General features: G+C 60.9%; 29 protein-coding genes. 19 read left to right on the top strand and 10 right to left on the bottom strand.

From position 1 onward, the window contains the following. Positions 1-43: 43 nt before the first annotated feature. Both rsmD and SIC17_RS11140 read right to left on the bottom strand, forming a co-directional pair. Entirely contained in the window at positions 44-607 is a 564-nt protein-coding gene (rsmD, locus tag SIC17_RS11135) for a 16S rRNA (guanine(966)-N(2))-methyltransferase RsmD (protein WP_412545396.1), read from the bottom strand. After that, complete coding sequence (locus SIC17_RS11140; protein ID WP_412545397.1) at positions 604-1482, bottom strand: pseudouridine synthase; 879 nt, start codon at positions 1480-1482, stop codon at positions 604-606. Before SIC17_RS11140 ends, rsmD begins: the two co-directional genes overlap by 4 nt. 64 nt (positions 1483-1546) lie before the next feature. Between SIC17_RS11140 and tadA the strand changes: the two genes are divergently transcribed. The 4 genes from tadA to SIC17_RS11160 all read left to right on the top strand — a co-directional run bounded on the left by tadA (position 1547) and on the right by SIC17_RS11160 (position 4082). After that, positions 1547-2002 (top strand): tRNA adenosine(34) deaminase TadA, encoded by a 456-nt coding sequence (gene tadA / locus SIC17_RS11145; protein ID WP_412546926.1) that lies wholly within the window; start codon positions 1547-1549, stop codon positions 2000-2002. Continuing rightward, on the top strand, positions 1992-2324 hold the full coding sequence (locus tag SIC17_RS11150; protein ID WP_291891752.1) for a TfoX/Sxy family protein: 333 nt from the start codon (positions 1992-1994) through the stop codon (positions 2322-2324). Before tadA ends, SIC17_RS11150 begins: the two co-directional genes overlap by 11 nt. A gap of 105 nt (positions 2325-2429) precedes the next feature. After that, complete coding sequence (locus SIC17_RS11155; RefSeq protein WP_412545398.1) at positions 2430-2834, top strand: hypothetical protein; 405 nt, start codon at positions 2430-2432, stop codon at positions 2832-2834. A gap of 66 nt (positions 2835-2900) precedes the next feature. Next, the gene (locus tag SIC17_RS11160) at positions 2901-4082 is read left to right on the top strand and encodes a glycosyltransferase family 4 protein (protein WP_412545399.1); all 1182 of its coding nucleotides are present in this window, start codon (positions 2901-2903) and stop codon (positions 4080-4082) included. On the opposite strand, the gene SIC17_RS11165 is transcribed toward SIC17_RS11160, so the two are convergent. Both SIC17_RS11165 and SIC17_RS11170 read right to left on the bottom strand, forming a co-directional pair. Then, complete coding sequence (locus tag SIC17_RS11165; protein WP_412545400.1) at positions 4079-4651, bottom strand: GNAT family N-acetyltransferase; 573 nt, start codon at positions 4649-4651, stop codon at positions 4079-4081. The two genes, SIC17_RS11160 and SIC17_RS11165, sit on opposite strands and share 4 nt — an antisense overlap. A 3-nt stretch (positions 4652-4654) precedes the next feature. Continuing rightward, positions 4655-5392: a TSUP family transporter gene (locus SIC17_RS11170; protein ID WP_412545401.1), complete on the bottom strand. Its 738-nt coding sequence runs from the start codon at positions 5390-5392 to the stop codon at positions 4655-4657. Between the two features lie 511 nt (positions 5393-5903). Here SIC17_RS11170 and SIC17_RS11175 point away from each other — a divergent pair. Further along, on the top strand, positions 5904-6059 hold the full coding sequence (locus SIC17_RS11175) for a hypothetical protein (protein ID WP_412545402.1): 156 nt from the start codon (positions 5904-5906) through the stop codon (positions 6057-6059). Here the strand turns inward: SIC17_RS11175 and SIC17_RS11180 are convergent. From SIC17_RS11180 to purD, 3 genes are all read right to left on the bottom strand, one after another. Further along, positions 6056-7120 (bottom strand): phosphotransferase, encoded by a 1065-nt coding sequence (locus SIC17_RS11180; RefSeq protein ID WP_291891762.1) that lies wholly within the window; start codon positions 7118-7120, stop codon positions 6056-6058. The genes SIC17_RS11175 and SIC17_RS11180 overlap by 4 nt on opposite strands. Then, a complete protein-coding gene (locus SIC17_RS11185; protein ID WP_291891764.1) occupies positions 7117-8406 on the bottom strand; it encodes a metal-dependent hydrolase family protein in 1290 nt (429 codons plus the stop codon). The genes SIC17_RS11180 and SIC17_RS11185 overlap by 4 nt, the downstream gene beginning before the upstream one ends. Positions 8407-8470: 64 nt before the next feature. After that, positions 8471-9748 carry a phosphoribosylamine--glycine ligase gene (purD, locus tag SIC17_RS11190; protein WP_291891765.1) on the bottom strand — a complete coding sequence of 426 codons (1278 nt, stop codon included), beginning with the start codon at positions 9746-9748 and terminating at the stop codon, positions 8471-8473. A gap of 120 nt (positions 9749-9868) precedes the next feature. On the opposite strand from purD, the gene xseA reads away from it, so the two are divergent. The 8 genes from xseA to SIC17_RS11230 all read left to right on the top strand — a co-directional run bounded on the left by xseA (position 9869) and on the right by SIC17_RS11230 (position 16741). Beyond that, the gene (xseA, locus tag SIC17_RS11195; RefSeq protein ID WP_291891768.1) at positions 9869-11317 is read left to right on the top strand and encodes an exodeoxyribonuclease VII large subunit; all 1449 of its coding nucleotides are present in this window, start codon (positions 9869-9871) and stop codon (positions 11315-11317) included. A gap of 44 nt (positions 11318-11361) precedes the next feature. Further along, positions 11362-11592: a DUF2093 domain-containing protein gene (locus SIC17_RS11200; RefSeq protein ID WP_291891770.1), complete on the top strand. Its 231-nt coding sequence runs from the start codon at positions 11362-11364 to the stop codon at positions 11590-11592. Further along, on the top strand, positions 11589-12476 hold the full coding sequence (locus tag SIC17_RS11205; RefSeq protein ID WP_291891772.1) for a M23 family metallopeptidase: 888 nt from the start codon (positions 11589-11591) through the stop codon (positions 12474-12476). The genes SIC17_RS11200 and SIC17_RS11205 overlap by 4 nt, the downstream gene beginning before the upstream one ends. 40 nt (positions 12477-12516) lie before the next feature. Next, positions 12517-13119 carry a TetR/AcrR family transcriptional regulator gene (locus SIC17_RS11210; RefSeq protein ID WP_412545403.1) on the top strand — a complete coding sequence of 201 codons (603 nt, stop codon included), beginning with the start codon at positions 12517-12519 and terminating at the stop codon, positions 13117-13119. A 107-nt stretch (positions 13120-13226) separates the two neighbouring features. Next, positions 13227-14258, top strand: a complete 1032-nt coding sequence (locus tag SIC17_RS11215; RefSeq protein WP_412545404.1) for a hypothetical protein — start codon at positions 13227-13229, stop codon at positions 14256-14258. Positions 14259-14345: 87 nt separating this feature from the next. Next, a complete protein-coding gene (locus SIC17_RS11220) occupies positions 14346-14510 on the top strand; it encodes a hypothetical protein (RefSeq protein ID WP_412545405.1) in 165 nt (54 codons plus the stop codon). A 1-nt stretch (position 14511) separates the two neighbouring features. Beyond that, on the top strand, positions 14512-15348 hold the full coding sequence (locus SIC17_RS11225) for a hypothetical protein (protein WP_412545406.1): 837 nt from the start codon (positions 14512-14514) through the stop codon (positions 15346-15348). A 166-nt stretch (positions 15349-15514) separates the two neighbouring features. Beyond that, positions 15515-16741, top strand: a complete 1227-nt coding sequence (locus SIC17_RS11230; protein WP_412545407.1) for an LL-diaminopimelate aminotransferase — start codon at positions 15515-15517, stop codon at positions 16739-16741. Between the two features lie 3 nt (positions 16742-16744). On the opposite strand, the gene SIC17_RS11235 is transcribed toward SIC17_RS11230, so the two are convergent. Then, on the bottom strand, positions 16745-17314 hold the full coding sequence (locus SIC17_RS11235) for a YkvA family protein (protein ID WP_291891783.1): 570 nt from the start codon (positions 17312-17314) through the stop codon (positions 16745-16747). Positions 17315-17461: 147 nt separating this feature from the next. On the opposite strand from SIC17_RS11235, the gene SIC17_RS11240 reads away from it, so the two are divergent. The 6 genes from SIC17_RS11240 to SIC17_RS11265 all read left to right on the top strand — a co-directional run bounded on the left by SIC17_RS11240 (position 17462) and on the right by SIC17_RS11265 (position 22335). Continuing rightward, a complete protein-coding gene (locus tag SIC17_RS11240) occupies positions 17462-17680 on the top strand; it encodes a hypothetical protein (protein ID WP_412545408.1) in 219 nt (72 codons plus the stop codon). A gap of 154 nt (positions 17681-17834) precedes the next feature. Next, the gene (locus SIC17_RS11245) at positions 17835-18506 is read left to right on the top strand and encodes a DsbA family protein (protein ID WP_412545409.1); all 672 of its coding nucleotides are present in this window, start codon (positions 17835-17837) and stop codon (positions 18504-18506) included. Then, the gene (locus SIC17_RS11250) at positions 18503-18907 is read left to right on the top strand and encodes an MAPEG family protein (RefSeq protein ID WP_412545410.1); all 405 of its coding nucleotides are present in this window, start codon (positions 18503-18505) and stop codon (positions 18905-18907) included. The genes SIC17_RS11245 and SIC17_RS11250 overlap by 4 nt, the downstream gene beginning before the upstream one ends. A gap of 39 nt (positions 18908-18946) precedes the next feature. Continuing rightward, positions 18947-20296: a TldD/PmbA family protein gene (locus SIC17_RS11255; protein ID WP_412545411.1), complete on the top strand. Its 1350-nt coding sequence runs from the start codon at positions 18947-18949 to the stop codon at positions 20294-20296. 23 nt (positions 20297-20319) lie between these two features. Beyond that, positions 20320-20568, top strand: a complete 249-nt coding sequence (locus SIC17_RS11260) for a DUF4170 domain-containing protein (RefSeq protein WP_291891794.1) — start codon at positions 20320-20322, stop codon at positions 20566-20568. A gap of 9 nt (positions 20569-20577) precedes the next feature. Then, positions 20578-22335, top strand: a complete 1758-nt coding sequence (locus SIC17_RS11265) for an ABC transporter ATP-binding protein (protein ID WP_412545412.1) — start codon at positions 20578-20580, stop codon at positions 22333-22335. Here the strand turns inward: SIC17_RS11265 and SIC17_RS11270 are convergent, their stop codons facing one another. After that, complete coding sequence (locus SIC17_RS11270; RefSeq protein WP_412545413.1) at positions 22336-23940, bottom strand: ATP-binding protein; 1605 nt, start codon at positions 23938-23940, stop codon at positions 22336-22338. A gap of 135 nt (positions 23941-24075) precedes the next feature. Next, on the bottom strand, positions 24076-24738 hold the full coding sequence (locus tag SIC17_RS11275) for a fused DSP-PTPase phosphatase/NAD kinase-like protein (RefSeq protein ID WP_412545414.1): 663 nt from the start codon (positions 24736-24738) through the stop codon (positions 24076-24078). Positions 24739-24840: the final 102 nt, after the last annotated feature.

The raw sequence follows: 24840 nt of genomic DNA on the forward strand, positions 1-24840 counted from the left end.
TTTAGCCAAGTGTGTGGTTAAGCAACCGCTAAGTACGTCAGGGTCAAACTTCGCGCTTGAGAAACAGCACCTTGGCTGCGCCATAGTCTTTGATGACTTCAGCAGTCCATCCCGGTGTTTCCGGCGTCTCGTCAGCGCCGACTTCCAGCACGGCCAAGCTGTTCTCGTGTACCCATGCACCGCTGACCAGGCGCTCCAGACAGGTTTCGCCCAGTCCCTTGCCATAAGGCGGATCGAGGAAAACCAGATCGAAAGGTTCGCCAAGATTGGCTGGTTTGTCTCCCAGCGCTGTTGCGTCTCTGCGGTGTAGGCGTGTGGTTCCGAACAATTGCAGCGTATCGATATTGTCGCGAATTGCACCGCGGGCAACCGCCTCGGTTTCCACGAACAGGCAGAAGCCGGCCCCGCGGGACATGGCTTCAAGGCCCAGCGCACCGGAGCCCGCGAAGAGGTCGATCACACGGGCGGCTTCCAGTTCAGGTGCCCATTGCGCGTGGGCGAGCACATTGAACATGGCCTCGCGGGCCCGGTCCGATGTAGGACGGGTATTGCGGCCTTTCGGGGCTGCGAGGGCGCGGCCCTTGAAGCGACCGCCCACTATTCTCATGAACGCGGCCCCTTGTGCTTGTTCGGCCGTGACTGGTGTGCCCGAGAGGGTGGGCGTGGCGCGGAGGGTCGCTTGTTGCGGGTCGGTTTGCGCAGGGGCGGCTTTTTCTTGGCGACAGCCTCTCCCGAGATGTCGCCCAGCTCGACCATGTGGCCACACTGGTCCTTGAGCACGCGGTGCGGCACGACCTTGATTTCGTTCTTGTCGAGCTGACCCAGTTGGAAGGGTCCATAAGCGGTTCGGATCAGGCGGTTCACGCGCAGACCTACGGAATCGAGCGCCTTGCGGACCTCCCGGTTCTTGCCTTCACGGATGCCGATATTGAGCCAGATATTGTGACCCGTCTCGCGTTCGATATCGACTTCCATCGGGCCGTATTTGATGCCCTCGACCGTGACGCCCTTGCGCAGTTTTTCGACTGCGGCATCGTCCACGCGGCCATAGGCACGGGCCTTGTAGCGACGCATCCAGGCGGTGGAGGGCAGTTCCAGCGCGCGCGCCAGCTCGCCGTCATTGGTCAGCAGCAACAGGCCTTCCGAGGTCAGATCGAGACGGCCGACCGAAATTACACGGCCCAGATCCTTGGGCAGTTTCTCGAAAACGGTCTCCCGACCTTCCGGATCGCGATGGGTTGTCACCAGTCCCGTTGGCTTGTGATAGCGCCACAGGCGGGTAGGCGCTTTCTCCTCGACCAGGTTGCCATCGACCTCGATGGTTTCCTTGCCGGTGACCTTGAAGGCCGGCGTGTCGAGCACCTTGCCGTTCACACGAACACGCCCCGCCTCGATCATGCGTTCAACTTCGCGGCGCGAGGCAATCCCGGCGCGGGCGAGGAATTTGGCGATGCGTTCGGAATTGTCGGCAGGTGCGGTCAAGCTTGACCCTTTCGCAGATGAGTTCTAGGCCGCCAGTATGACGGACGCGCGGGATACACGGTTTATGCAGCGAGCGCTAGAACTTGCGCAGCAGGCTGCGGATATGGGCGAGGCGCCGATTGGCGCGGTGATCGTTGATCCTGAAACCGATCAGATCATTGCCGAGGCCCACAATCAACCGATCAGCGACCAGGACCCAACGGCCCATGCCGAAATCCTGGCCCTGAGAGCCGCGGCGAAGGTGTTGGGAAACTACCGGCTGACCGGGCTGGAAATGTTCGTGACACTTGAACCCTGCGCCATGTGCGCCGGCGCCATCAGCCATGCCCGGATCGGACGGCTGGTCTTTGGTGCGTCGGATGAAAAGGGCGGGGCAGTGGAGCACGGTCCCAGGTTTTTTGAACAGCCGACGTGTCACTGGCGCACCGAGATCCGGTCCGGAGTGCTTGCCGAGGAAAGCGCGGACTTGCTGCGCTCCTTTTTCCGTGCCCGACGAAAGGCCAGGTCCGATGCCTCATGATCCCGATCTCGCAGACCGTATGGAAGCCGCCTTGCGCGAACGCGGTGTTGATCCGGTTCCCAAGAAAATGTTCGGCGGCGTCGCCTTTATGGTGAACGGCAATATGAGTTTCGGCACCTCCAACGAGGAGATGCATGTGCGCGTCGGGCCGGACCAGTACGGGGCCTCCCTCCAGCGCCCGGGTGCGCGATTGATGGAGTTTACCGGCCGGGCCATGAAGGGCTGGATCACGGTCGACGGGCCGGCTGATCTCAGTGATGGGGAACTCGGCGAATGGGCGCAGCTCACACTGAATTTCGTAGAGACCCTGCCGGCCAAATAATTGGTCAATTCGGGTAATCCCGAACACGTCATAAAACCTTGATTTGAAATAACGTCGTGCACGGAAGATCTAGAGCACGGTTTTGACGGGCTGGACCTGATTCCGATGCTGACTGTAATTGCGCTGGTGACGGCACTTCTGGGCCATTCGAACTCAACCCTGGCGCTCGACCAGTGTCTGGAAGACCGTCTGGTTCTGCGTGATGTGACGATCGCAGACGGATCCGGCCGCTGGAGCCACCAGGATGTCCTGATCGAGAATGGCCGTTTCGCCGCCATGGGTCGCGCGCTGGAGATTGAGAGCGACGTCGAGATCGCAGAGATGACGGCGTCCGGCGCTGTCCTGTCCCCGCTGGTCGAGCGCGATGTCATCCTGGTCCAGGCCAGTTACAGCACAGATAGCGCCATGCTGATGGTCGGTGAGGACGCGGATTTCTCCATGTCTACCGCCGACGGCGCTCACCTGGCGGACTTCCGCCGGGGTCAGCCGATCGGACAGTGCGGCCTCTAGGCTGAACCTTTTCTTCCCTCTCAATGCATGTCAGTAAAAATCCGGATGTGCCGGAGGGGCAGTGCGTTGAAAATCCTTATGGTTCATAGCCGCTACCAGCAATTGGGCGGCGAGGATATCTCGACCCGCAATGAAGCCCGGTTGTTGCGTGATGCGGGCCATGAGGTCGAGCTGGTAGAATACGACAATCACGAGATCGAGCAGATGGGCGCCGCGCGGGCGGGCCTGCGCGCGATCTGGTCCCGTACGGCACGGCGCGACCTCTCGGCCCGGCTGGCCGGCGGTGGTTTCGATATCCTGCATGTCCAGAACTATCTGCCGATGGTCTCGCCCGCCGTCCTGCGACTGGGCAAGCGTTATGGCGTCGCAACCATCCAGGCGCTGCGCAATTACCGGCTGATCTGTACCAAGGCCCAGTTTTTCCGGGACGGGAAGGATTGTCATGACTGCCTGGGCAAGGCCTTGCCCTGGGCGGGGCTGAAACATCGCTGCTATCGCGACAGCCTGCCGGCAACCTTGGCACTCACTGGCATGATCGCGACGCACCGTATGATCGGGACCTGGTCGCGGGAAACAGATGCCTTCATCGCAGTGTCCGAATATGTGCGCTCGAAATATCTCGAGGGCGGGTTTGATCCGGACAAGGTCTATGCCAAGCCGAATGTCGTCGCATCAGCCGGGTCTGCCAGCACGGCCGTGACACGCAAGCTGGTCTATGTGGGGCGGCTGTCGGCGGAAAAGGGTGTGGACGTGCTGATTGAGGCCTGGCGCAGGGCCGGGGTCGAGGGCGAGCTCGTCATTGCCGGCGATGGTCCAACCCGTGAGACGCTTCAACAGCAAGCAGCCGACCTGTCCGGTGTGCGTTTCCTGGGCCGCATTCCCAGCCAGGATGCCAGGGCCCTGATGCGTGAGGCGCGCGCCATGGTGATCCCGTCGATCTGGGCCGAACCCTTCCCGCGTACCGGTGTGGAGGCCATGTCAGACGGCACGCCGGTGATCGGGGCATCCACGGGCGGAATTCCCGAACTGTTTCCGGATCGACGCGGCGGCGCGCTCTACGCCGCTACGGATGCTGAGGCGCTGGCAATGGAAATCCGCGAGCTGTTTACGAGCGATGAGAAGGCTGCTCACTGGCGCGCTGACGCCCGTGCCGTGTTCGATGAACATTTCTCGCCGGCCGCAGTTACCCGCCGCACCGAAGAGATCTATGCGGCCGCCATTGCGCGCCGGAAGGCCCGTTCCGCCTAAAGGCGCGCTTCCAGTCCTGCGCTGATAGCGGGCCATTCATCCTTGAGGACAGAGAACCAGACGGTGTCGCGGAAGTCGCCCCGCCAGGTCCTGGTATGGCTGCGAAGCGTGCCTTCATAGGTCGCGCCCATCTTTTTCATCGCATTCTGGGAGTGTTTGTTGAGGCCGTGGGTCTTCAGCTCGACCCGCTGGGCACCACACGCGAAGGCGCGGCCGAGCAGAAGATGTTTGCAGGCCGGATTGATCCGGGTCCCGCGCATCGCCGCCTCATACCAGGTCCAGCCAATCTCCAGGCGTTCATGTTTCGGGCTGATCACCAGGAAGGATGAATGTCCCACATAGCGTTCATCCGCTTTGGACCAGACTGCATGGGAAATCTGATCGCCCTTGTCCTGGCCGGCCAGCATGAGGTCGAACCAGGCGTCAAAGAAGGCACCATCTCCGCGAATGGTTGTCAGCTGCCAGGTCTGCGGATCATTCGCCGGGCCTCGCAGTTGTTCGCGGTGGCGCTCCTCGAGGGGTTCGAGGCGGACAATGTGGTTCTCCAGAGTGATCGGATCGAGGTGCACGCACTAACTCCCTGACAAGGTGAGCACTCCGCGTATCACATAGATCGCGCCGACACCTGTCACGATCCATTTCGTCCAGTTTCTGAACTGCACATCGCTCATCAGGTCCAGCACCCGTGCGCCCAGCGTGGTGCCCAGCATGGACAGCGGGATGGCGATCAGCAGCCAGTGTGTCTGGGGCAGGGCGCCGGCCGCGATGGCGGGCAGGATGTAGTAGCCGATCTTGACGGTATGGGCGATGACCTGGGTGGCGGCCTTGGTGGCAACGATCGCACGCCGGTCGGCTCTCGTTTCGGTGAAGAAGACATCCAGCAAGGGCCCGGAAACACCGGAAATGACGTTGAGCCCGGTCACCACGAAGCCGCACAGCACCGCATGGGCCGGACGTTCGGCATCAAGGTGGACGTATTTGCGCGGTACCCAGATCAGTCCCGGCGTCAGGCCGAGAATGATGAACAGCCAGGCCTTGTCCAGTTCCAGGGTCAGGAAGCGCAGGACGGCCCCCGCCGAGAGCGAGCCTGCGAGATAGATCGCCAGTAGTCGCCACATCACCCATTTGACCAGCAGTACGGCTCGCCAGCCATTGGACACGAACTGGATCACCCCGTGCACCACCATGGCGGCGGAGACGGGCAGTATCAGCGCCAGCACCCCCATCAGGATCAACCCGCCCGCCATGCCAAACACGCCGGAGATAAAGGCGGTAGCAAAGACCGAGATGAGGAGGATCAGGATGGGCATGCTGGAGGCGTAGATCGCGTTGCCCGGTCGAGGCAAGGCTTGCGGAACAAAGAAAGAACAATTATAGGTTGTTCATGCGGCGTTTTCGAAAAGCCATCATCCGCGCGAAGCGGCGCCTGAAAGCGCTGTTGAGTTACAGGTTTCGAGCAAACCTCGCAGTCTGGCGAAGTTGGGAGCAATCATCTCGCGCGGCTGGCCTGGCTCTGGTCGGGCTGTCGATGTATGCAACGGGCGGTAGCGTGAACCCAGCCAGCCTCGCGGTTGGTCTCGCCTTCCTTGTGCTCAATGTTTATATTGCAAGGCGTCTGGGGCAGGCAGAAGAGGAAAGGTCATGACATTATGGAAGTGACACTCTGGCCCGCAGTCGTGCTCCTGGTTGTCGCTTGCGTTGCTGTCGGCATCGCGAGCTGGGCGGAGGACAACCGTCCTGACTGATGCGGTTCCGGAAAAAGCCACGGTGCAGCTGACTCGACGCCTAGCAGTCGCGTGGTTGCGGGGGACGCTAGTGCTCATGGCTATCTACTTGCTCATGGTGCTGGTCGACGAATTCCTCTTTGAGGTGAACATCGCGATTGCCTGGTTCCATGTGCCGGTTCTGACGACCCTTGGCTTCGTCCTACAGCTCTCATTCGTTCTGCTTCTTAATAGGCGCCGCTCCCGGCCCTAGGCCCCCGCATTCTTCGCAAAGCCGAGCGCGGCCTGCGCGAGCGGCGTGACGGCCTTGCCCATTTCCATCGCCTTGGCGTTGGAGGCATTGCCCTGAAGCGCGCGGGCATAGACGCCCTGGACGATCGAGGCGAGCCGGAAAATGTTGTAGGCGAAGTAGAAGTCCAGCTCGGGAATACCGTCGCGCTGGGTCCGCTTGCAGTAGGCCTCGACATAGGTCTGCATGGACGGGATGCCGTGTGCATCCAGGTCGATGCCCAGGAAACCGCCACGCACCTCCGGCGGCATCACCCAGCCCATCAGCTGATAGGTGAAATCGGCCAGCGGATCGCCCAGCGTCGAGAGTTCCCAGTCCAGCACCGCAATCACGCGCGGCTCGGTGGGATGGAAGATCATGTTGTCCAGGCGATAGTCGCCATGGACGACCGAGGTGCGTTCCTGTTCCGGTGCGGCCTGAGGCAGCCAGTCGATCAGCTTGTCCATCTCGGCCACGGTTTCGGTTTCCGCGGCGCGATACTGTTTGGACCAGCGACCAATCTGGCGCTCGAAATAATTGCCCGGCTTGCCGTACTCGCCCAGGCCCGCTGCGGCGTAGTCAATCGAGTGCAGCTGTGCGAGCGTGGCGTTGGACGCGTCATAGATCGCAGCGCGTTCGTCCTTGGGAACGTCGGGCAACAGCCCGTCCCAGAAGATGCGGCCCTCGACGAAATCCATCACGTAGAATTCGGTGCCGATGACATCTCGGTCCATGCACAGGCCGAACATGTGGGGCGCGGGAAAGCCCTGTTCGCCCAGCGCTTTCATCACCTGGTGTTCACGATCAACCGCGTGGGCTGACGGCAACAGCTTGCCCGGCGGCTTGCGGCGCAGGACGTAGGACTTGCCCGGTGTGTCTAGCTTGTAGGTGGGATTGGATTGCCCTCCCTTGAACTGGCTCACGGTGAGCGGACCGGAAAACCCGTCCACATGCGCCTGCATCCATTCGGTCAGCTGGCCTTCGTCAAAAGCCAGCGCATCGGCGACCGCCTTGGTGCCGGAGAAGCTGTCGTTCAGATTGCTCATTGGTTCCTGTGTACCGTTCCACCTTGCATGACAAAATCAACGTCCATCAGTTCGCTGATGTCCTCAAGCGGGTTTCCGTCAACGGCGATGATATCGGCAAACTTGCCGGCCTCGATCGTGCCGATCTGCTCCGCCATTTCGATATGGTCGGCTGCATTTACGGTCGCTGAGACGATGGCTTCCATCTCGGTCATGCCGGCCTCGACCAGTAACTGGAATTCGCGGGCATTGAGGCCGTGGCGGGATACGCCGCTGTCAGTGCCAAACGCGATCATCACACCACCTTCGTGCGCACGTTGCGCCATGGCCAGCATTTGCGGTCCAACCCTGAGTGATTTCTCACGGATCGGCGGGGTCATCCAGTCGGCGGTTTCAGCGATCTCGGAAACGGTCACGCCGGCCAGGATGGTGGGAACCAGATAGGCGCCGTTGCGACGGAAAAGTCGCATGGAATCGCGGTCGAGATAGGTGCCGTGCTCGATCGACGCGCCACCGGCTTCCAGGAAGGAATTGATGCCGCTGACACCGTGGGCATGCGCGGTGACACGGCGTCCCATCATGCGGGCCGCCTCGACAATCGCGACCAGCTCGTCGTCGAAGAATTGCTGTTCTACACCGGCCGCCGTGTTGGACAGGACACCACCGGTTGCGGTGATCTTGATGACGTCAACGCCGGAGCGGACGAGTTCGCGCACGGCTCGGCGACAATCGGCCGGGCCGTTACAGGCGGCGCGGCTGGACAGGAGATCCATTACTTCGGTGGAATAGCCGTTGATATCGCCATGGCCGCCGGTCGGTGTCACCGCCGGGCCGGAGACACGCAGGCGCGGACCGATGACATCGCCATCGCGGATCGCATCACGCAGGGCGATGGAAGCCTCCAGTTGTCCACCCACTTCCTGGGCAGAGGTGAAGCCGGCCATCAGCGTGGTGCGGGCATGGCGCGCCGCGTCCAGGGCATTGTCGGCGCTGGAGAAGGTCACGGTGTTGATGCGGCCATTCGGGCTCAGCTCGCCCTGCAGGTGGACATGACTGTCGATCAGGCCCGGCAGGACAAACTGGTCGGACAGGTCGATGATCTCGGCACCGTCCGGGCTTGCGTAGCCGGCCTGGACACTTTCGATCATGCCGTCGCGAACAAAGATGGATTGTTCACTCAGCGGTGTTTCGCCGGGCACGGCCAGAAGCTGGCCGGCATGGATGACCGTCAGCGGTGCCTCGTTCTGGGCGTGGGCAAAGGACAGGCTGAACGCGGCGGCACCCGCCGCCAGAATAGCTCGGATCATGACTTGCTCCCCTTGTTGCCCAACAAGATGGAGGAGAAAACGCCGCTGTCAAATAGCGCTGTGATTAGTGGCGTTTGAGGGCGCGCCAGGCGATGTCGCGGCGGCAGAAACCCTGCGGCCAGTCCAGCACATCGACAGCAGCATAGGCACGGTCGACGGCATAGTGGAGGTTGTCACCGGTTGTCGTGACATTGAGCACGCGCCCGCCTGCAGCTGTGCGTTCGCCGTCAGCATTGCGTGCAGTGCCGGCCTCGAAGACGGTAACGCCCTGCATCGCATTGGCTTCATCCACGCCCTTGATGACCGTGCCTTTTTTGTAGGAGCCCGGATACCCATTGGCGGCCATGACTACGGTGATGGCCGGGCGGTCAGACCATGCAAGTGGTGGCATGTCTGCCAGCGTGCCTCGGGCGCAGGCGTCGAGATAAGGCACAAGATCGCTGTCGATCCGGCTCATCAGGACCTGGCATTCCGGATCACCGAAACGGATATTGAACTCCACCGTCTTGGGGCCTTCATCCGTGACCATCAGGCCGGCAAAGAGAACGCCCTGGAAAGGTGCGTCTTCGCTGGCCAGGCCCCGGGCGACCGGTTTGATAATGGTGCGCATGGCGGTTTCGATCAGCTCGTCCGTGGCGATCGGGGCCGGGCTGTAGGCGCCCATGCCGCCCGTGTTGAGGCCGGTATCGCCTTCGCCGACACGCTTGTGGTCCTGGGCCGCGCCGCAGAACATCACCGTCTTGCCGTCGCTGAGCGCGAAGATGGAGACTTCCTCGCCCTGCATGAATTCCTCGATCACCAGCGTCTTGGAGGCGTCGCCGAACTTGCCGGAGAGGAATTCATCGATCTCGGCCTCGGCCTCCTCGCGGTCGGTCGGGATGACCACGCCCTTGCCGGCCGCCAGACCGTCAGCCTTGAGCACATAGGGCGGAGTGAACTGATCCAGAAAGGCCTTGGCCTCCGCAGCGTCGGAGAAAATGCCGTAGCGCGCGGTCGGTACGTTGTGGCGGGCATAGAAATCCTTGGCGAAGGCCTTGGAGGTTTCCAGCATGGAGGCCGCCTTGGACGGTCCGAAAACGGCAATGCCGGCGTCGCGCAGCATATCGGCAAGGCCGTCACACAACGGGTTCTCCGGTCCGATGACGACCAGATCGACGGCCTCGGTCTTCGCCAGCTCTGTAAGAGCTGCCAGGTCGGAGACGGGGATGTTATGACAGGTCGCCATTTCTGAAATGGCAGCACTGCCCGGCGCCGCGTGGATCTGTGTGACTGTGGCGCTCTTGGCGATTTTCCAGACCAGGGCGTGTTCACGCCCACCGGAACCGACAACAAGAATCTTCATGGGATGCCTCGCGTGCTTTTTGGCCTGTCACTCTCGGGCCCGTCACTAACTCAAAGCCGGGTCCTTGTTGAGTCTCACTTGCCGTTGCAGATCCGGGCGTTCCAGAATACCAAGATTCCAATGTCTGAACCGAGCCGCAATATCCACGAATTCTCCGTATCCGAACTGGCGGGATCGCTGAAGCGCACCGTCGAGGATGCCTTTGGCCATGTGCGTGTGCGCGGCGAGCTGGGCCGGGTCGTCGTGGCCAAGTCCGGGCATGTCTATTTCGACATCAAGGATGAGCGCGCGGTCATCAATACCATCGCCTGGAAGGGCACGGCGGCGCGCTTCCGTTTCCGCCCCGAAGAGGGCCTGGAAGTGATCATCGAGGGTCGCATGTCGACCTATCCGGGCCGTTCGCAATACCAGCTGATCGTGGAATCGATGGAGCCTGCCGGCGCCGGCGCGCTGATGGCGCTGCTGGAAGAGCGCAAGAAGCAGCTGGCGGCTGAAGGCCTTTTCTCGCCGGATCGCAAGAAGGCCATCCCCTTCCTGCCGCGCACGATCGGCGTGGTGACGTCTCCGACCGGGGCAGTGATCCGCGATATCCTGCATCGACTGGAAGACCGTTTTCCGCGTCATGTCCTGCTCTGGCCGGTGCTGGTGCAGGGCGAGGGGGCTGCGAAACAGGTGTCCGAGGCCATTCGAGGCTTCAACGCCATCGAGCCGGGCGGACCTGTGCCGCGCCCTGATGTTCTCATTGTTGCCCGGGGTGGTGGTTCCATCGAGGACCTGTGGGGGTTCAACGAAGAAGCTGTTGTACGTGCTGCCGCCGACAGCGATATCCCGCTGATCTCGGCCGTGGGCCACGAGACCGATACCACCCTCATTGACTATGCCTCCGACAAGCGCGCGCCGACACCAACGGGGGCTGCCGAGATGGCGGTGCCGGTGCGGGCCGAGCTCAAGGCTCGGTTGGATACGCTCAGTGGTCGCCTGGTTGGTGCGCTCTCTCGCCTGATCGAGCGACGGCGTACTGATCTACGTTCAGCTGCTCGCGCACTGCCCAAACCAAACGCGCTGCTGGAGCTCAAGCGTCAGCGGTTCGACATGGTCGCCGACCAGCTCGACGGCGCGCTGCTCAATGCCACGGCGGAAAAGCGTTCGCGCCTTCTGGTCATCAGCGCGGGGCTGAAGCCCGGCGCCTTGTCACGCGATATCAGCCAGCGCCGGGAACGCATCAATGACCGGGCCCGCCGGCTCGAACCGGCCATGCAGCGGCAATTGCGCGATCAGCGCCAGCGGCTGGACAGCTGGGGTGCACGCCTTAATTCGCTCAGCCACCAGTCAGTGCTCTCGCGCGGCTTTGCGCTGGTCTACAATGCCGATGGGAAGCTGGTGCGCCAGGGAGCGGACCTGAAATCCGGGGAGACGATCGATCTGGAATTCGCCGATGCGCGCCGCCATGCGGTTGTGGATGGCGCGGCCAGTGACACGCCGCCGCCTGCCGCGCCTGCCATCAAAAAGCCGAAACCCAAGCCCAAAAAGGCAAAGCCGACACCGGAAGGCCAGGGCACATTATTCTGATAAGCTCACTCCCGGTTCACTGGGGGCCGTGTTAGAGAGTCGATATGACCGATAATTCCTTTGATGCCGAGTTCCAGGGCGAAGCCGTGCTTGAGTATGGCGACAGCGATTTCATCATCCTCAAGCCGGGTGCGTACGTGAAATGCGCCGTGAGCGGTGACACCATCCCGCTGGGTGAATTGCGCTACTGGAATGTGGACGAGCAGGAAGCCTACAAGGATTCCATTATTGCCACTGCCCGCTGGCGCGAACTGCATGCGGGACCGGGGCAGTGATCGCGCTGGCGCTCTCCCTGGCCCTGTTGGCCCAGGACGCGGATCCGATCGGCGATCTGATCGCGGAGAGTGGTGACAGTTTCGCTGGCGTTTCGGATTTATCGTCTGCCTGTATCGGCGAATTCCGCGAGGGCGGTTTTCTCCTGTGCAATTATGGCCCGATGAGCCGTGTTACGCTGGGGGATGTGAGCGCTGACGCCGATGCAGATGGTTGGGCCGTGATCGCCCTGCCGCGCCAGGCTCCCGAGACGCTGAACTTCCGTGTCGAACTCACGGGGCCGCAGGCACAGGATCCTGTGTTGATCGATGAGCCGCGCACGATTGCCCAGCGCGAATACGATCTTCAGCGCGTAAACGGTGTGCCGCAGTCCACGGTGACGCCGGACCCGTCCACCCTGCCGCGCCGTCAGCGTGAATACGCACAGAAACAGGACGCCTTCAACTCGACCTGGGACGGTCAGGGTTTTCTCGATGGATTCGTGCAACCCGCCGACGGCATCACCACCGGCGTTTATGGCTCTGCCCGCATCTATAATGATGGGTCCGAGCGTGGTGTTCACTGGGGGCTCGACTGGGCCAATGAGACCGGAACCCCGGTTGTTGCACCGGCCAGTGGCCTTGTGACCCTGGCCGAGCCGGACATGTATTACGAAGGTGGTCTGATCTTCATCGATCACGGCCAGGGATTGGTCTCAGCCTTCCTGCACCTCTCCGATGTTGTTGTTGAAGAGGGGCAGTTCGTGGAGCAGGGCCAGCAGATCGGCGCGATCGGTGCGACAGGGCGTTCAACCGGCCCGCACCTGGACTGGCGTGTGAAACTGCGCAACCAGTTCTATGCGGACCCATCGACCCTGCTCGAACTGGACGTGTCCGGCCTGCGCTAGTCATCTGGACTTCAGTCCAAAACTGCCAGATCATCTGCGCATGGATGAACTTGCGCCACCTCGTCTCCTGTCCCAGAGGGCAAAGGCAAATCGCGACCGTATCTATACGGCGGCGATCGAGCTGATCCGCGAGCGCGGCTATGACGAAGTCACCATGACCGATATCGCCAAGGGGGCGGGCGTCGCCCGGGCAAGTGTCTTCAATCACTTCCCGGCGAAGTTGGCTGTTCTCGGCGAGTGGTTCGAGCGTTTTACCCGACAGGTCCTGCGCGAGGCCGGTCAGCAGACCGGTAACAGCGCCTGGGCACGGCTGGTTTTTGTGCTGGAGGCTATGGGGCGCGGTGCGCACGCCAACAAGGACATCATCATCCATGTTGCCTCGCTGGCGATGGGGCATGGCCCGCTGGCCGCGACCGAGGCAGAACTGGATGATGAGCTGCAATTGTTTTTCGCCGACATCATCCGCCACGGCCAGCGCGAGGGCGAGATCGATCCCGGGCTGGATGTGGATTTCCTGGCCGATATGTGGGTGGGTCTTCTGACCGTGACCGCGCATGACTGGGTCAATCGTGGTCAGGTCTCTGATTTGTCTTCGGATCTAAAGTCGCGTTTCCAAACACTTTTTCGTGGAATCGAAAAATAACTGCAGAAATCTGCATCCAAACTTGGACCTGAGTACATCAAAGGGTCAGATCGCAAATTGGACTGGGGTCCATTTTTGCGGTGGCCCGGGTACTGGAAGGAGTTTCGATGTCCCGATTTTTGACCACCAGCGTGCTGGCGCTCGCAATGAGCACTGCCGGTGCGGCTGCAGCGCAGACTGACGACACGCCCTGGCAGGCGGACATGACCGCCTTCCTGGAAGTGCTGCACGCGGAACACGACAATCCCTATTTTCATACGTCGCGCGAAGATTTCGAAGCCGCGGTCGCTGCCTATCGGGCTGAATTGCCGGAAATGAGCCGGGCGGAGCGCGTTACCGGTTTTGCCCGTGTCGTCGCGCTGGTCGGGGATGGCCATACCTGGATGCCGATGTACCGGTTGCCGTTCGATGGCTTGCCGCCGGGACCAGGGTTCTCCTCGTTGCCGGTGCGTTTCGAATTGTTCGATGACGGGCTTTATGTCGCTGGGGCCGGTGAAACACAGAACGCGATGCTCGGTGCACGCGTGACCGCGTTTGGCGATGTTGCTGCCGAGGAAGCGATCGCGCGGGTGATGGAACTTTTGCCCGCCGACGCGACCAATTTCGCCCGCGAGTTTGTCGCTGAATGGCTGATGCAGATCGAAGTGTTACAGGCGCTGGGACTGGCCGATGAGACCGTACAGCTGGAGGTGGCCGACGGCCGCACGGTTTCGCTCGAGGCCCTGCCAGCAGATGCGATCTACAACTGGGTGTTCTCCATGGATGACGGCCCGATGGGGCAGCAGGGCTGGCGCACGGCCAGCGCTGACCAGCCGTACTGGCAGGAGGCTTTCGACGGCGCTTACCGCATCGCGGAGCTGGAAGACGCGACCTATCCCCAGTTCACCGAGATCCGCGACTGGGAGGGGCAGAGTTTTGCAGGGCTCGCCGAGGCGGCTGTCGCCCAGGCCGAGGCCCGTAATGCTCCCGCCCTGATTATTGACCTTCGTCGCTGTCTTGGTGGCGATGGTTCGCGCAATGACGGCTTTATCGATGCCCTGGCTGAAAGCGAGATCCTGAATCGCGACGGCCGGTTGATGGTGCTGACCAGTCGTTCCACCCATTCTGCTGCCGTTATGCTGGTCTCGTCGCTGGAGTAGCGAACGCAAGCGATCTTCATCGGCCAGGGGACAGCGGATCGGCCTAATCACTATGGCGAGACGAATATCTTCGTGACGCCGAATTCCATGCTGCCGATCATTCACGCCAGCGAATACTACCAGACCTCATTTCCGGGCGATGACCGTCGCTTCCGCGCGCCTGATATCGCTATCCCCTACACCTTTGCGGACTACGCCACCGGCTCCGACGCCGTGCTCGACGCCGCCTTCAATACCATCAACGGAGACTGACATGTCCCTCAAGAACATCCTGCTGGGCGCCGCAACCGGTGCCGCCTGTCTGACCGCCTGCGCCCAGGCTGAGAATCCCTGGACCTACGACGCCAGTGATGACCGCATTGGCCGGATCTATTACTACGAGCGCTCCAACACTGATGGCACGCTGGATGAGCGCATCACCATTTTCCGTCGTAGTGCGACCGAGGTTGCGGTGTACAAGGAAAACGGGCTGTGTCGCCGTGCGGCTCTCGTCACCGCGACGCTGGATCTGGACACACTCACCGCTCCGGTAATCACCGGTGGGCAGCTGCAGCCGAATGCCCAGCACTTCGATTTTGCCTTTCTCGAGCGGAACGAGGAAACGGGGCAGGTGGATATGCTGGTGCAATTGCCGGACATGGAGATCCGCAATGAGGCGCAGATCCAACAGCCGAACTGGACGTTGTTCGATTTCGACCTTGCCAGTTTCACCGTCGCAACGCCGCACCTGGATAATCCGCAAGCGGGTTTCGAATTCGGAATGGCCCTGCTTTGGGCCGACCCGTCGGCGCCGGACCCGTTCTACTGGATGGGAGACGTCAGTGCTGAATTCGAGGGTCAGGCCCAGCACCTGGGTGTGACCAGTCTGGAATACCGCCTGACCGGGTCGGCATTTGAGATTGAACTGTCAACAGGCGAAGAGGGGCGTCTCTGGCTCGATGCGGAAGATGGCCATGTGGTCGACGCGGTCATGCCGGTACCCAATCATCCTGGATATACAGACTTCCGCCTGCGTTTGCTCGATATCAGCGATGGTGGCGAAGCCGAGTGGGCGGCTCTTCTTACGGCTCATTTCGAGGGTTGCGAATAATCCCGACCTGGCCGGTCGTCCCTCCCGCACCAGGCCGGCCAGATCAAGCATCCGGGGTCCGCACCCCGGAGGCATTTTTATGTGGCCACAATCTCAGCAACAACCTGTCGATTTGCCGCCCGATCCTGTCACTAGGCTATTGCCTTCGTGGAGAAGGAGGCGCTTTATGGAAAATATTCCTGTTTGCAGAGATTTATCGATGGAATTTCACCGAACAAAGCGCCTTCCTCCCTATGTTTTCGAAGAAGTCAATCGTCTGAAGGCAAAATTGCGGTCAAATGGTGCGGATATCATCGATTTCGGCATGGGAAATCCCGATTTGCCCACGCCACAGCATATTCTCGACAAGCTGAAAGAGACGGCAGAGGCGCCGCGCACCAATCGCTATTCCGCTTCGCGCGGCATTCCCGGCCTGCGCAAGGCGCATTCGCGCTATTATGAACGACGCTTCGGCGTGAAGCTTGATCCGGACACGGAAACGATCGTCACGCTGGGCAGCAAGGAGGGCTTCGCCAATCTGGCGCAGGCCATCACCGCCCCGGGTGACGTTATCCTTGCGCCCAGCCCCTCCTATCCCATCCACACATTCGGTTTTCTGATTGCCGGCGGAACGATCCGTCACGTCGAGGCGCCGAGCCCGGAGGAGTATCTGCGCGGGCTGGAGCATGCGGTGAACCACACCGTGCCCAAGCCGATTGCCGTTGTGATCTGTTATCCCTCCAATCCGACTGCACAGACGGCGAGCCTGGAATTCTACGAGGACGTGGTGGAGTTCGCGCAGAAACACGACCTGCTCATCCTGTCGGATCTGGCCTATTCAGAGATCTATTTCGGTGACGAGCCGAGCCCGTCCATGTTGCAGGTCGAGGGTGCCCGGGAGCGCACGATCGAGTTCACCTCGATGTCCAAGACCTATTCCATGGCCGGTTTCCGGGTCGGTTTTGCAGCGGGTTCGGAACGGCTGGTAGCTGCGCTTGCACGCGTGAAGTCCTATCTCGACTATGGTGCCTATACGCCGGTGCAGGTGGCTGCCTGTGCCGCGCTCGACGGTCCCCAGGATTGTGTCGAAGAGACCTGCGCCATCTACAAACACCGCCGCGATGTTCTGGTGGAGAGTTTTGCCCGCGTGGGCTGGGATATTCCGTCGCCGGAAGCCTCTATGTTTGCCTGGGCGCCATTGCCCAAGGGGTTCGAGGATATGGGCTCACTGGCCTTTTCCAAGGCGCTGATGGAGCATGCCGGGGTCGCCGTGGCGCCGGGCATCGGGTTCGGAGAGCATGGGGAAGGGTATGTGCGCCTGGCGCTGGTCGAGAATGAACAGCGTATTCGACAGGCTGCGCGCGGGGTCGGCGAGTATCTGAAAACCCGCCAACCCCAGCTCAGAGCGGTCTAGATCCTAAAAGTAGCGGATCGCGAAACCGGGGCCGCCACCAAAACCGCCGGACAGGGAGCGGGAACGCTTGCGGCGGCGGTGCATGCGTGACTGCATGACCTTGCGCGCTTCTTCCAGCGTCGGCTTGTCCTCTTCATCGCCACCTTCAGCGAGATCCTCGCGGTGCGCGACAAAGTCGGCATAGGCATCCAGTTCAGGCGCCAGACCTGCGCTGACCAGGTCGATCATGATCGCGTCGTCGATATAGCCGATGCCGGGGATGCCATCGGGTATCAGGTCGTCCGGATCTGCAAAATATGCGAGGGCGTCGAGCACACGCTTGCGGTCCTCACCGGAGAGTTTCCAGTCCTCGTCGCGCACCATGGCGACAAGCGGATCGAGCTTTTCCAGGCGCTCGGTGACAAATTTCGGCGGGTTGGCAGCGATGGCTTCCTTCTTCATCGCGGCAATGCCCTCGATGACCATCTGCTCATCATCCGCACGATTGTCGCGAGCCTTGTCCAGACGCTCCTTGAAAAAGGCCAGGTCGCTCTCGCTCAACTCGAATTCGACTTTCAGTGTATCGCCCGACATAGGTTCCTCGCGATTAGGGTGGATAGCTCCGGGAGCATGAAGAGACTTGAATCGTGCCCAAGGGTCAAATGAACTTGCTAAGTATCCCTTAACCCTTTGCGCACTTCCCGCTCGCATTGCAGCGGGAGCGGTGTCTTACTTATTGTCATGAGCATCGCCTTCAATACCGCCGTTTCCGGCATGTTAGCCGCCGAGGCCCAGTTCAGCGCTGCGGCGAGGAATGTGGTCGAGAAAGCGGCCCAGGGCGAAGACGTTATTCAGGCGAGCATCGCCGTAAAGAAGGCCGAGGCCGCACACGGTGCTGCCACAGCCATGGTTCGAGTTACCAGCGAGATGACGGACACACTTCTCGACATAACCGTCTGATCGCATCCGGTCCGGGTGGCCGGTGGGCATCATCCCCCTTCGTAGTCTCCATTGGCGTGTAGTCCACAGGAGGGGATGATCGCCCCACCCGGGGCCGTCCGGCAAACCTGTATCAGTCCTCGCATTTTTCTCCGAAACATCCTAACTGACGGGCATGAGCAAAACCGTCTCCGTCGACATTGTCGCTGATTTTGTCTGCCCCTGGTGCTGGCTGGGCAAGAGAAACTGGGATGCGGCCCTGAAACAGGTGCCCGACATCAAGGTTGAAACGACCTGGCGTCCCTATCAGCTGGATCCGACCATCGCCCGCGAGGGGCGCCCCTATCGCGATTACATGAAGGCGAAATTCTCCGGCGAGCATGCCGAGCGCTGGAAGCAGATGCGCGAGTATCTGGAAGCTGCCGCGCCGGATGCCGGGATCGCGTTCCGCTTTGACGATATCAAGACCCGTCCGAACACGCTCAACGCCCATCGCCTGATGCGCTGGGCTTCCGGCCAGGGCAAGGCAGAGGCCATGGCCGAGGAATTGTTCGAGGCCTTCTTCAGACGCACCGAGGATATCGGCGATCCGGCAGTGCTGGCGGCCTGTGCCGAGGCGGCAGGTCTGGACCGTCCGATCATCGAGGACCTGTTGTCCTCTGATCGTGACGAGAAAGCGGTCTGGGACGAGGAGATGTTCTACCGCAAGCTCGGTGTCTCGGGCGTTCCCACCTATATTTTCAACGGCCAGTTCGCTGTTTCCGGTGCGCAGGAACCTGCTGCCCTGGCCGATGCCATTCGTGAAGCCCTGAAGAATCCAGTTGAGGAAGAGGACGTATCCCAATGACCGAGATCCAGGCAGTCGGCCTTTATGCCGGCCTGAACCTTCTCCTGATGATTTTCCTTGCTGCGAATGTCGTACGGCATCGCCGCCGCACATCCATCAGCCTCGGTATAGGATCTGATGCCGATCTTGAACAGGCCGTCCGGGCACAGGCGAACTGTCTTGAAAATGCGGTGCCGGGCCTGCTCGCGCTCACCCTTCTGGCGCTGACCGGTGCTTCTGCGCTTGTCCTGCACGGTTTTGGCGTAGCCTTGACCTTTGGTCGACTGACCCACGCCCACGGCCTGCTCACCCAGCCGGGACGTTCCTTCGGGCGTTTCTACGGCACCTTGATCACCTGGCTGAGCCTGTTGGGCATGGCGGTCCTCCTGGTGCTGACGCCCTTCATTCCGGCATTGCAGTAGGCACGGGCAGAGGGCTATAGCCGAGGCATGACCAAATCGATGACTTCACCTGACAAACAACGCCTCCAGGATATCGCTGCCGATCTGATCGAGCGGGCGATGAAGGCCGGCGCCGATGCTGCCGAGGCCTCGGTCAGCGAATCCCGCAATACCGAGCTGTCCGTCCGTGACGGCAATCTCGAGGATATCGAGGGCTCGGAAAGCCTGGATGCCGGCGTACGCGTCTTTATCGGCAAGCAACAGGCCGGTGTTGCTTTCTCTGACCTGTCGTCAGATGGCCGGAATCAGTCCATCGAGCGAGCTGTCGCCATGGCACGTGTGGCGCCGGAGGATCCTTTCTCGGCCCTCGCGGAAGCTGAGCGCCTGTGCGACAACCCGCCGGAAATCCAGCTGTTCGACGACACCGTCTGGTCACCGCAGGATCTGGAAGCCCGCGCCATAGAGGTCGAGACAGCTGCGCGCGGTGTTGACGGTGTCTCCATGACCGACAGTGCCTTTGCCAGTTTTGGTCAGGGGGCGGCTGCCTATGCCACGTCCACCGGTTTCAACCAGGGTTGGCGCAAGAGCGTCTTTTCCTACGGCGCCAGTGTCATCGCCGAAAAGGACGGAGCGATGGAGCGCGACTATTCCGCGACAAGTGCGCGGCGCCCAGCGGATCTTCGCGCAACCGGCGAGATCGGTATCGAGGCCGGCGAGCGCACGGCCCGTCGTGTCGGTCCGCGCAAGATCGATAGCGGCAGCCTGCCGGTGGTGTTTGATCGCCGTGTTGCCTCGACCTTCCTCAGCGCCCTGTGTGGTGCCATTTCCGGGCCGGCAGTGGCGCGCGGCGTTTCCTTCCTGCGCGAGAAAATGGGTGAACAGGTCTTCGCTGACGGTATCACCATTCATGACGAGCCGCACCGCGACTGGGGTCATGGCTCTGCGCCCTTTGATGGCGAGGGCACGGTCAACCGCGCCAGTCGCATCATCGATAATGGTCGTCTGACAACCTGGTTCCTCAATTCCGCTGCTGCGCGCCAGCTCGAGCTGGCGCCGACCGGACACGCGCGGCGCAGCATGGGTGGTCCACCGGGCGCCGGACCAACCAACCTGCATCTGGAAGCCGGTGCCAAGAGCCGGGACGCGCTGATCGGTGGTATTTCCGACGGTATTGTCGTGATGGAGATGTTCGGTCCCTCACTCAATTCCAATACCGGCGACTGGTCTGTCGGTGTCTCCGGTTATCGCATCGAGAACGGCGTCATGACCTATCCGGTGAGCGAGATCACCGTGGCCGGTAATCTGACCGAAATCTTTGCGCGGCTTGTTCCGGCGAGTGACCTAGAATTCCGCGGTTCCATCAATTCTCCCAGTGTGCTGGTCGACGCAATGTCCGTCGGCGGGCTCTAAGCTTCAATCCCAAGAGGGCTGAGATGAAAAAAGACAATGAACTGAACCAACAGCTGCTTCACCTCGTCATCGGTGGCGAGCTGGCGTGTGTGACCCCGGACAATTGCGAGTTCAAGGATCTGGAAGAAGTCGATTTTGTCGGTGCTTTCGGCACGTATGAAGAAGCACGAGCCGCCTGGAAAGGTGCAGCCCAGCGTACGGTCGACAATGCCCACATGCGCTATTTCATCATCCACGCGCACAAGCTGCTCGAACCGCAGACCGGCAAATAGTCTGACACCTTGAGTGACACGGCTCGCACTTCCACTTGGCAGCTGGGGAAACGTCTCTGGCAGGACTGGGTGACGACCAGGCCAGCGCTTCTTGTCGGAGCGCTGGTTCTTGCCGTGGTCACTGCGCTGGCCGCTGCGAGTTACGCCGGTTTGATTGCCTGGACGTTTGATCTGCTTGAACAGCGTGACCCGTCCTTCTTCCCCTCGGCGCCTCTGGTCATTGTCGTGCTGACCACGATCCGGGCGCTCAGCCTGTATGGCCAAACCGTCCTGACCAACCGCATTGCGCTAACCGTGATGCAGGACATGCAGAATGCGATGTTCGCGCGTTTCATGCATGCCGATTTTGCGAGACTGACGTCCGAGCCGGTTGGCGCGCTGGTCTCACGTTTTACCAATGACATCACGTTGCTCCGTGAGACCCTTGTGCGCCTGGCAAATAATCTTGCGCGCGATGTCCTGACTGTTTTCGCGGCGATTGCCTGGATGATCTATCTGGACTGGATGCTGACGGCGATGATCCTGGTGGTCTATCCGATCGCCTTCTACCCGGTCGTTCACATAGGCCAGAAACTGCGCAAGACGTCTGCTGATGCCCAGTCGCAGATGGGCGCTGTTACCAGCCAGCTTGAAGAGAGTTTTTCCGGCGCGCGCATGGTCAAGACCTATGGCCTGGAAGACTACGAGACCGATAGGGCTCGCACGTCGTTCCTGGAACGCCTCAAATTCCTCTTCCGCATTACCGAGAACCGCGCCCGTGTTGACCCCATCCTGGAAGTCGTTGGCGGTCTGGCCCTGGCAGGTCTTGTCGGTTTTGCCGGCTGGCGCCTGATTGATGGTGCGACGTCCATCGGCAATCTGATGGGCATCCTGACCGCGCTGGGCGTGATGTCCCCGGCGATTCGCGCCATTGGAACGCTGAACGCGGTCGTGCAGGAAGGCTTTGCAGTTCTCGAACGGATTTTCGCCGTGCTCGACGAGCCTGACAGCATCAAGCCGGCGCTGGAAGCTCCGGCACTAAGGGTCAGCCAGGGCGGTGTGACGCTGGATGCCGTCAGCTTCAACTACCCCGATGGCACGACTGCTTTGCGGGAGGTGTCGCTCAAGGCCGAGCCTGGCCAAACCATCGCTCTTGTTGGTGCATCGGGTTCAGGCAAATCGACGATCATCAACCTCATCCCAAGGCTTTATGACGTCTCGTCTGGGCTGTTGCAGATTGATGGTCAGGACATTCGCGCGGTATCGCTTGCCAGCCTGCGCCGTGCCATGGCCCTGGTCAGCCAGGATGTGACCCTGTTCGATGACAGCGTACGGGCCAATATTGCGTTTGGCCGTCTGGATGCGAGTGATGAGGAGATCGAGGCCGCGGCCAGGGCTGCTGACGCCCATGACTTCATCATGGAGCTGCCGGAGGGTTATGCCAGCCCGGTTGGTCCGCGTGGTGGCAATCTGTCCGGTGGCCAGCGACAGCGCATCTCGATTGCCCGGGCCATTCTCAAGGACGCGCCCATCCTCTTGCTGGATGAGGCTACCAGCGCACTGGACACACAGTCCGAGAAACGCGTTCAGAACGCGCTGGATCGTCTATCCGAGGGGCGCACCACGATTGTCATCGCGCACCGTCTCTCGACCGTTCGCAATGCGGACTGGATCTATGTGATGCAGGATGGCGAGGTCTGTGAACAGGGTCAGCACGACGCCCTGGTCGACAAGGGCGGGGTCTATGCCCGCCTGAGCCAGATGCAGTTCGGGCAGCAGTACGAGTAGTTACTCGGCTGCGGTCGTCAGGATATCCGTGTTGCGACCCTCGGGCAGTTCCACCGAGAACACCGAACCGGCGCCCGGCGCACTTTCCACCGAGATATCCCCGCCCATCAGCTCAGCCAGTTTCTTGGCAATGGCCAGGCCCAGTCCGGTGCCGCCATTCTTGCGCGCCAGCTCGGATTCCGCCTGGCTGAAGGGCATGAAGATGCGATTGACCAGATCGCCATCCATTCCGATGCCGGTGTCGGCAACTTCCAGCATGATCTTGTGCTCGCCGGTTTCCATCTGGGAGGTCAGGCATTTCACCCGGATCTCGCCGCGTTCGGTGAATTTGACGGCATTGGAGAGGAGATTGGACAGGATCTGTCGTATGCGCGCTGGATCGCCAATGGCCTCACGGTCCGCGCAGGGGTCGATCTCGACATGCATGTTGAGGCCTTTCTCTCTGGCCTTCATGCGATAAGGACCGGTGACGCTTTGCACCAGTTCAGACGGATTATAGGTCGCGTCCTCGACCTCGAACCGGCCATTCTCGATATTGGCCAGGTCCAGAATATCGTTGAGTATATCCAGCAGGGTCTCACCGGAGCGGTGAATGAGGTCGACCATCTCGCCCTGGGATTCGGACAGTTCTGTGCTGGCGAGCAGGCTGGACATGCCCAGCACACCGTTCATGGGTGTGCGGATCTCGTGGCTCATCGTGGCCAGGAATTTCGATTTGGCGCGGCTGGCTTCGGTCGCTTGCTGGCGGGCTTCCACGAGGTCATGGATATCGGTCATCGCGCCGACAAAACGGCTTGGATCGCCATCGGGCGTTCGCACGGCTTCGCCACGCAGGCGGAACCAGCGATAGGTGCCGCCGACAACTTTCATGCGCGCCGTCATGTCGAACGGGCCGCCTGTGTCGAAATGGCGTTGCTGGGCAGCCTGGAAACGGTTGCGGTCGTCGCGATGGAGGAGAGTCTTGAACGCGTCGGAGCCGGCGGTGAATTCGCGGGACTGATAGCCCAGGAGTTCACGTGCCCGCGCCGAGAGATAGACCTGATCCGTTTCCAGGCACCAGTCGATAATCCCGTCCGACGTTCCCTTCATGGCGAGCGCGGCGCGTTCGCCGGACTCGATGGTCAGGATGTCGCCGGTCAAGCGACGCTTGTAATGATTGAAGACTGCCAGCAATTCGGCCGCATGATCGATCGCGCGCTTGAATTGGGCGACGATGATGCCGATCGATTGTGCGCCCTGGAAGAGCGGCATCGCGACATAGCCGCGGATACCCATCTGTTCCAGGATGATGTCTTTGGGAAACAGGGCTGTGACCTGGTCATCATGGATCGCCGCACCAACACGCAGAACTTCCTCGCAGGGGGTGCCAACGATGGGGTAGCAGAAGTTCCCGGCCGGCTTCTTGTTCGTCATCACGTGGAGGGTGCGGATGTAGCGGTGGGCGACATCGGTGCGTCCGACATAGATCCTGTCCGCGTCGAACAGCTCGGCCGTGTGTCTGACAAAGGCTTGCAGAAATCCCTGACAGCTCTCTCGTGAGAGAACAAAGTTCAGCCGCTCCAGCCGTCCGCTTGTTCTTTCACCCTTGATAGCCAGATCACGCATTGCCCGTCTCCCAGTCCCGCACGTCGGGTCAGGGGAAGACGCCAACGTGGTTAACAGGTGTTAATGTGACGGATGCCTGTGGAAAGGTGGCGTCATATCTGATGATTCAGTAGGTTATAAAGAATCAGCGGGGCGTTATTCGCGACGAAGAATACGCTCTGTCAGTAGGTTACCCCACCAGCTCGCCATGAATTCGGACTGCACTGCATCTCGGTCGTAGACATTCTCGACCCAGTCCCAGAATTCGATCGGATTCGATTCGTTGTACAGCCGGTATGTCTCGAAGAAGTGGTCGAGCACCCCGGTCTTCCCGGCCTTAACGTGCAGATACTTAAGGGAGAGATGAGTGATCGCCTCATCATAGGGCATTTTAAGATGAATCAGCCGGAAGAGAACCGACATCAACCCGGCCCGGTCCGCGCCTGACTTGCAGTGAAGGAAGGCGGGATACGCAATCGATTCGAAAATCTTCTTCGCGCGTTGCATGCGATCAAGATAGGGCGCCTCGCGAGAGCCGAACGGCATGTCGATCATTTCCAGGCCGAGCTTTTCGCAGGCTTCCTTCTCCAGATCATAATAGCTTACGCCCGGCTGAGTTCCGCGGATATTGAGAATGGTCGTGAAACCCTGTTCCTTGAGCCATTCCAGGCGTTCGGGCGAGGGCTGGTTGCCGCGCCACATGCCGCCACCGACCTCGTGCATATTGTGAAAGCGCTGGCGCAGGATGCCGTGATCCTTCCAGAGATAATCACTCCAGGCGCGTTTGCGGTCTTCCGGGTTGCTCAGGTCGTAGCTCATGATGGTTCCATTCTCCCTCTGCCGGATTTAGGCTGATGAAGACGCGCATGCAACCGCGCGCTACTCTTGACCTTCGCGCGATTGGGAGCGAGCAAGGTACAT

Source organism: Maricaulis sp. MIT060901, assembly GCF_047123815.1.
Classification (GTDB): Bacteria; Pseudomonadota; Alphaproteobacteria; order Caulobacterales; family Maricaulaceae; genus Maricaulis.

What these genes read in the sequence shown, in the direction of transcription:
- rsmD (WP_412545396.1), bottom strand. Translation starts at nt 607, where the DNA reads ATGAGAATAGTGGGCGGTCGCTTCAAGGGCCGCGCCCTCGCAGCCCCG.
- tadA (WP_412546926.1), top strand. Translation starts at nt 1,547, where the DNA reads ATGCAGCGAGCGCTAGAACTTGCGCAGCAGGCTGCGGATATGGGCGAG.
- SIC17_RS11150 (WP_291891752.1), top strand. Translation starts at nt 1,992, where the DNA reads ATGCCTCATGATCCCGATCTCGCAGACCGTATGGAAGCCGCCTTGCGC.
- SIC17_RS11155 (WP_412545398.1), top strand. Translation starts at nt 2,430, where the DNA reads ATGCTGACTGTAATTGCGCTGGTGACGGCACTTCTGGGCCATTCGAAC.
- SIC17_RS11170 (WP_412545401.1), bottom strand. Translation starts at nt 5,392, where the DNA reads ATGCCCATCCTGATCCTCCTCATCTCGGTCTTTGCTACCGCCTTTATC.
- SIC17_RS11175 (WP_412545402.1), top strand. Translation starts at nt 5,904, where the DNA reads ATGGCTATCTACTTGCTCATGGTGCTGGTCGACGAATTCCTCTTTGAG.
- SIC17_RS11180 (WP_291891762.1), bottom strand. Translation starts at nt 7,120, where the DNA reads ATGAGCAATCTGAACGACAGCTTCTCCGGCACCAAGGCGGTCGCCGAT.
- SIC17_RS11185 (WP_291891764.1), bottom strand. Translation starts at nt 8,406, where the DNA reads ATGATCCGAGCTATTCTGGCGGCGGGTGCCGCCGCGTTCAGCCTGTCC.
- purD (WP_291891765.1), bottom strand. Translation starts at nt 9,748, where the DNA reads ATGAAGATTCTTGTTGTCGGTTCCGGTGGGCGTGAACACGCCCTGGTC.
- xseA (WP_291891768.1), top strand. Translation starts at nt 9,869, where the DNA reads ATGTCTGAACCGAGCCGCAATATCCACGAATTCTCCGTATCCGAACTG.
- SIC17_RS11200 (WP_291891770.1), top strand. Translation starts at nt 11,362, where the DNA reads ATGACCGATAATTCCTTTGATGCCGAGTTCCAGGGCGAAGCCGTGCTT.
- SIC17_RS11210 (WP_412545403.1), top strand. Translation starts at nt 12,517, where the DNA reads ATGGATGAACTTGCGCCACCTCGTCTCCTGTCCCAGAGGGCAAAGGCA.
- SIC17_RS11215 (WP_412545404.1), top strand. Translation starts at nt 13,227, where the DNA reads ATGTCCCGATTTTTGACCACCAGCGTGCTGGCGCTCGCAATGAGCACT.
- SIC17_RS11220 (WP_412545405.1), top strand. Translation starts at nt 14,346, where the DNA reads ATGCTGCCGATCATTCACGCCAGCGAATACTACCAGACCTCATTTCCG.
- SIC17_RS11225 (WP_412545406.1), top strand. Translation starts at nt 14,512, where the DNA reads ATGTCCCTCAAGAACATCCTGCTGGGCGCCGCAACCGGTGCCGCCTGT.
- SIC17_RS11230 (WP_412545407.1), top strand. Translation starts at nt 15,515, where the DNA reads ATGGAAAATATTCCTGTTTGCAGAGATTTATCGATGGAATTTCACCGA.
- SIC17_RS11235 (WP_291891783.1), bottom strand. Translation starts at nt 17,314, where the DNA reads ATGTCGGGCGATACACTGAAAGTCGAATTCGAGTTGAGCGAGAGCGAC.
- SIC17_RS11240 (WP_412545408.1), top strand. Translation starts at nt 17,462, where the DNA reads ATGAGCATCGCCTTCAATACCGCCGTTTCCGGCATGTTAGCCGCCGAG.
- SIC17_RS11245 (WP_412545409.1), top strand. Translation starts at nt 17,835, where the DNA reads ATGAGCAAAACCGTCTCCGTCGACATTGTCGCTGATTTTGTCTGCCCC.
- SIC17_RS11250 (WP_412545410.1), top strand. Translation starts at nt 18,503, where the DNA reads ATGACCGAGATCCAGGCAGTCGGCCTTTATGCCGGCCTGAACCTTCTC.
- SIC17_RS11255 (WP_412545411.1), top strand. Translation starts at nt 18,947, where the DNA reads ATGACTTCACCTGACAAACAACGCCTCCAGGATATCGCTGCCGATCTG.
- SIC17_RS11260 (WP_291891794.1), top strand. Translation starts at nt 20,320, where the DNA reads ATGAAAAAAGACAATGAACTGAACCAACAGCTGCTTCACCTCGTCATC.
- SIC17_RS11270 (WP_412545413.1), bottom strand. Translation starts at nt 23,940, where the DNA reads ATGCGTGATCTGGCTATCAAGGGTGAAAGAACAAGCGGACGGCTGGAG.
- SIC17_RS11275 (WP_412545414.1), bottom strand. Translation starts at nt 24,738, where the DNA reads ATGAGCTACGACCTGAGCAACCCGGAAGACCGCAAACGCGCCTGGAGT.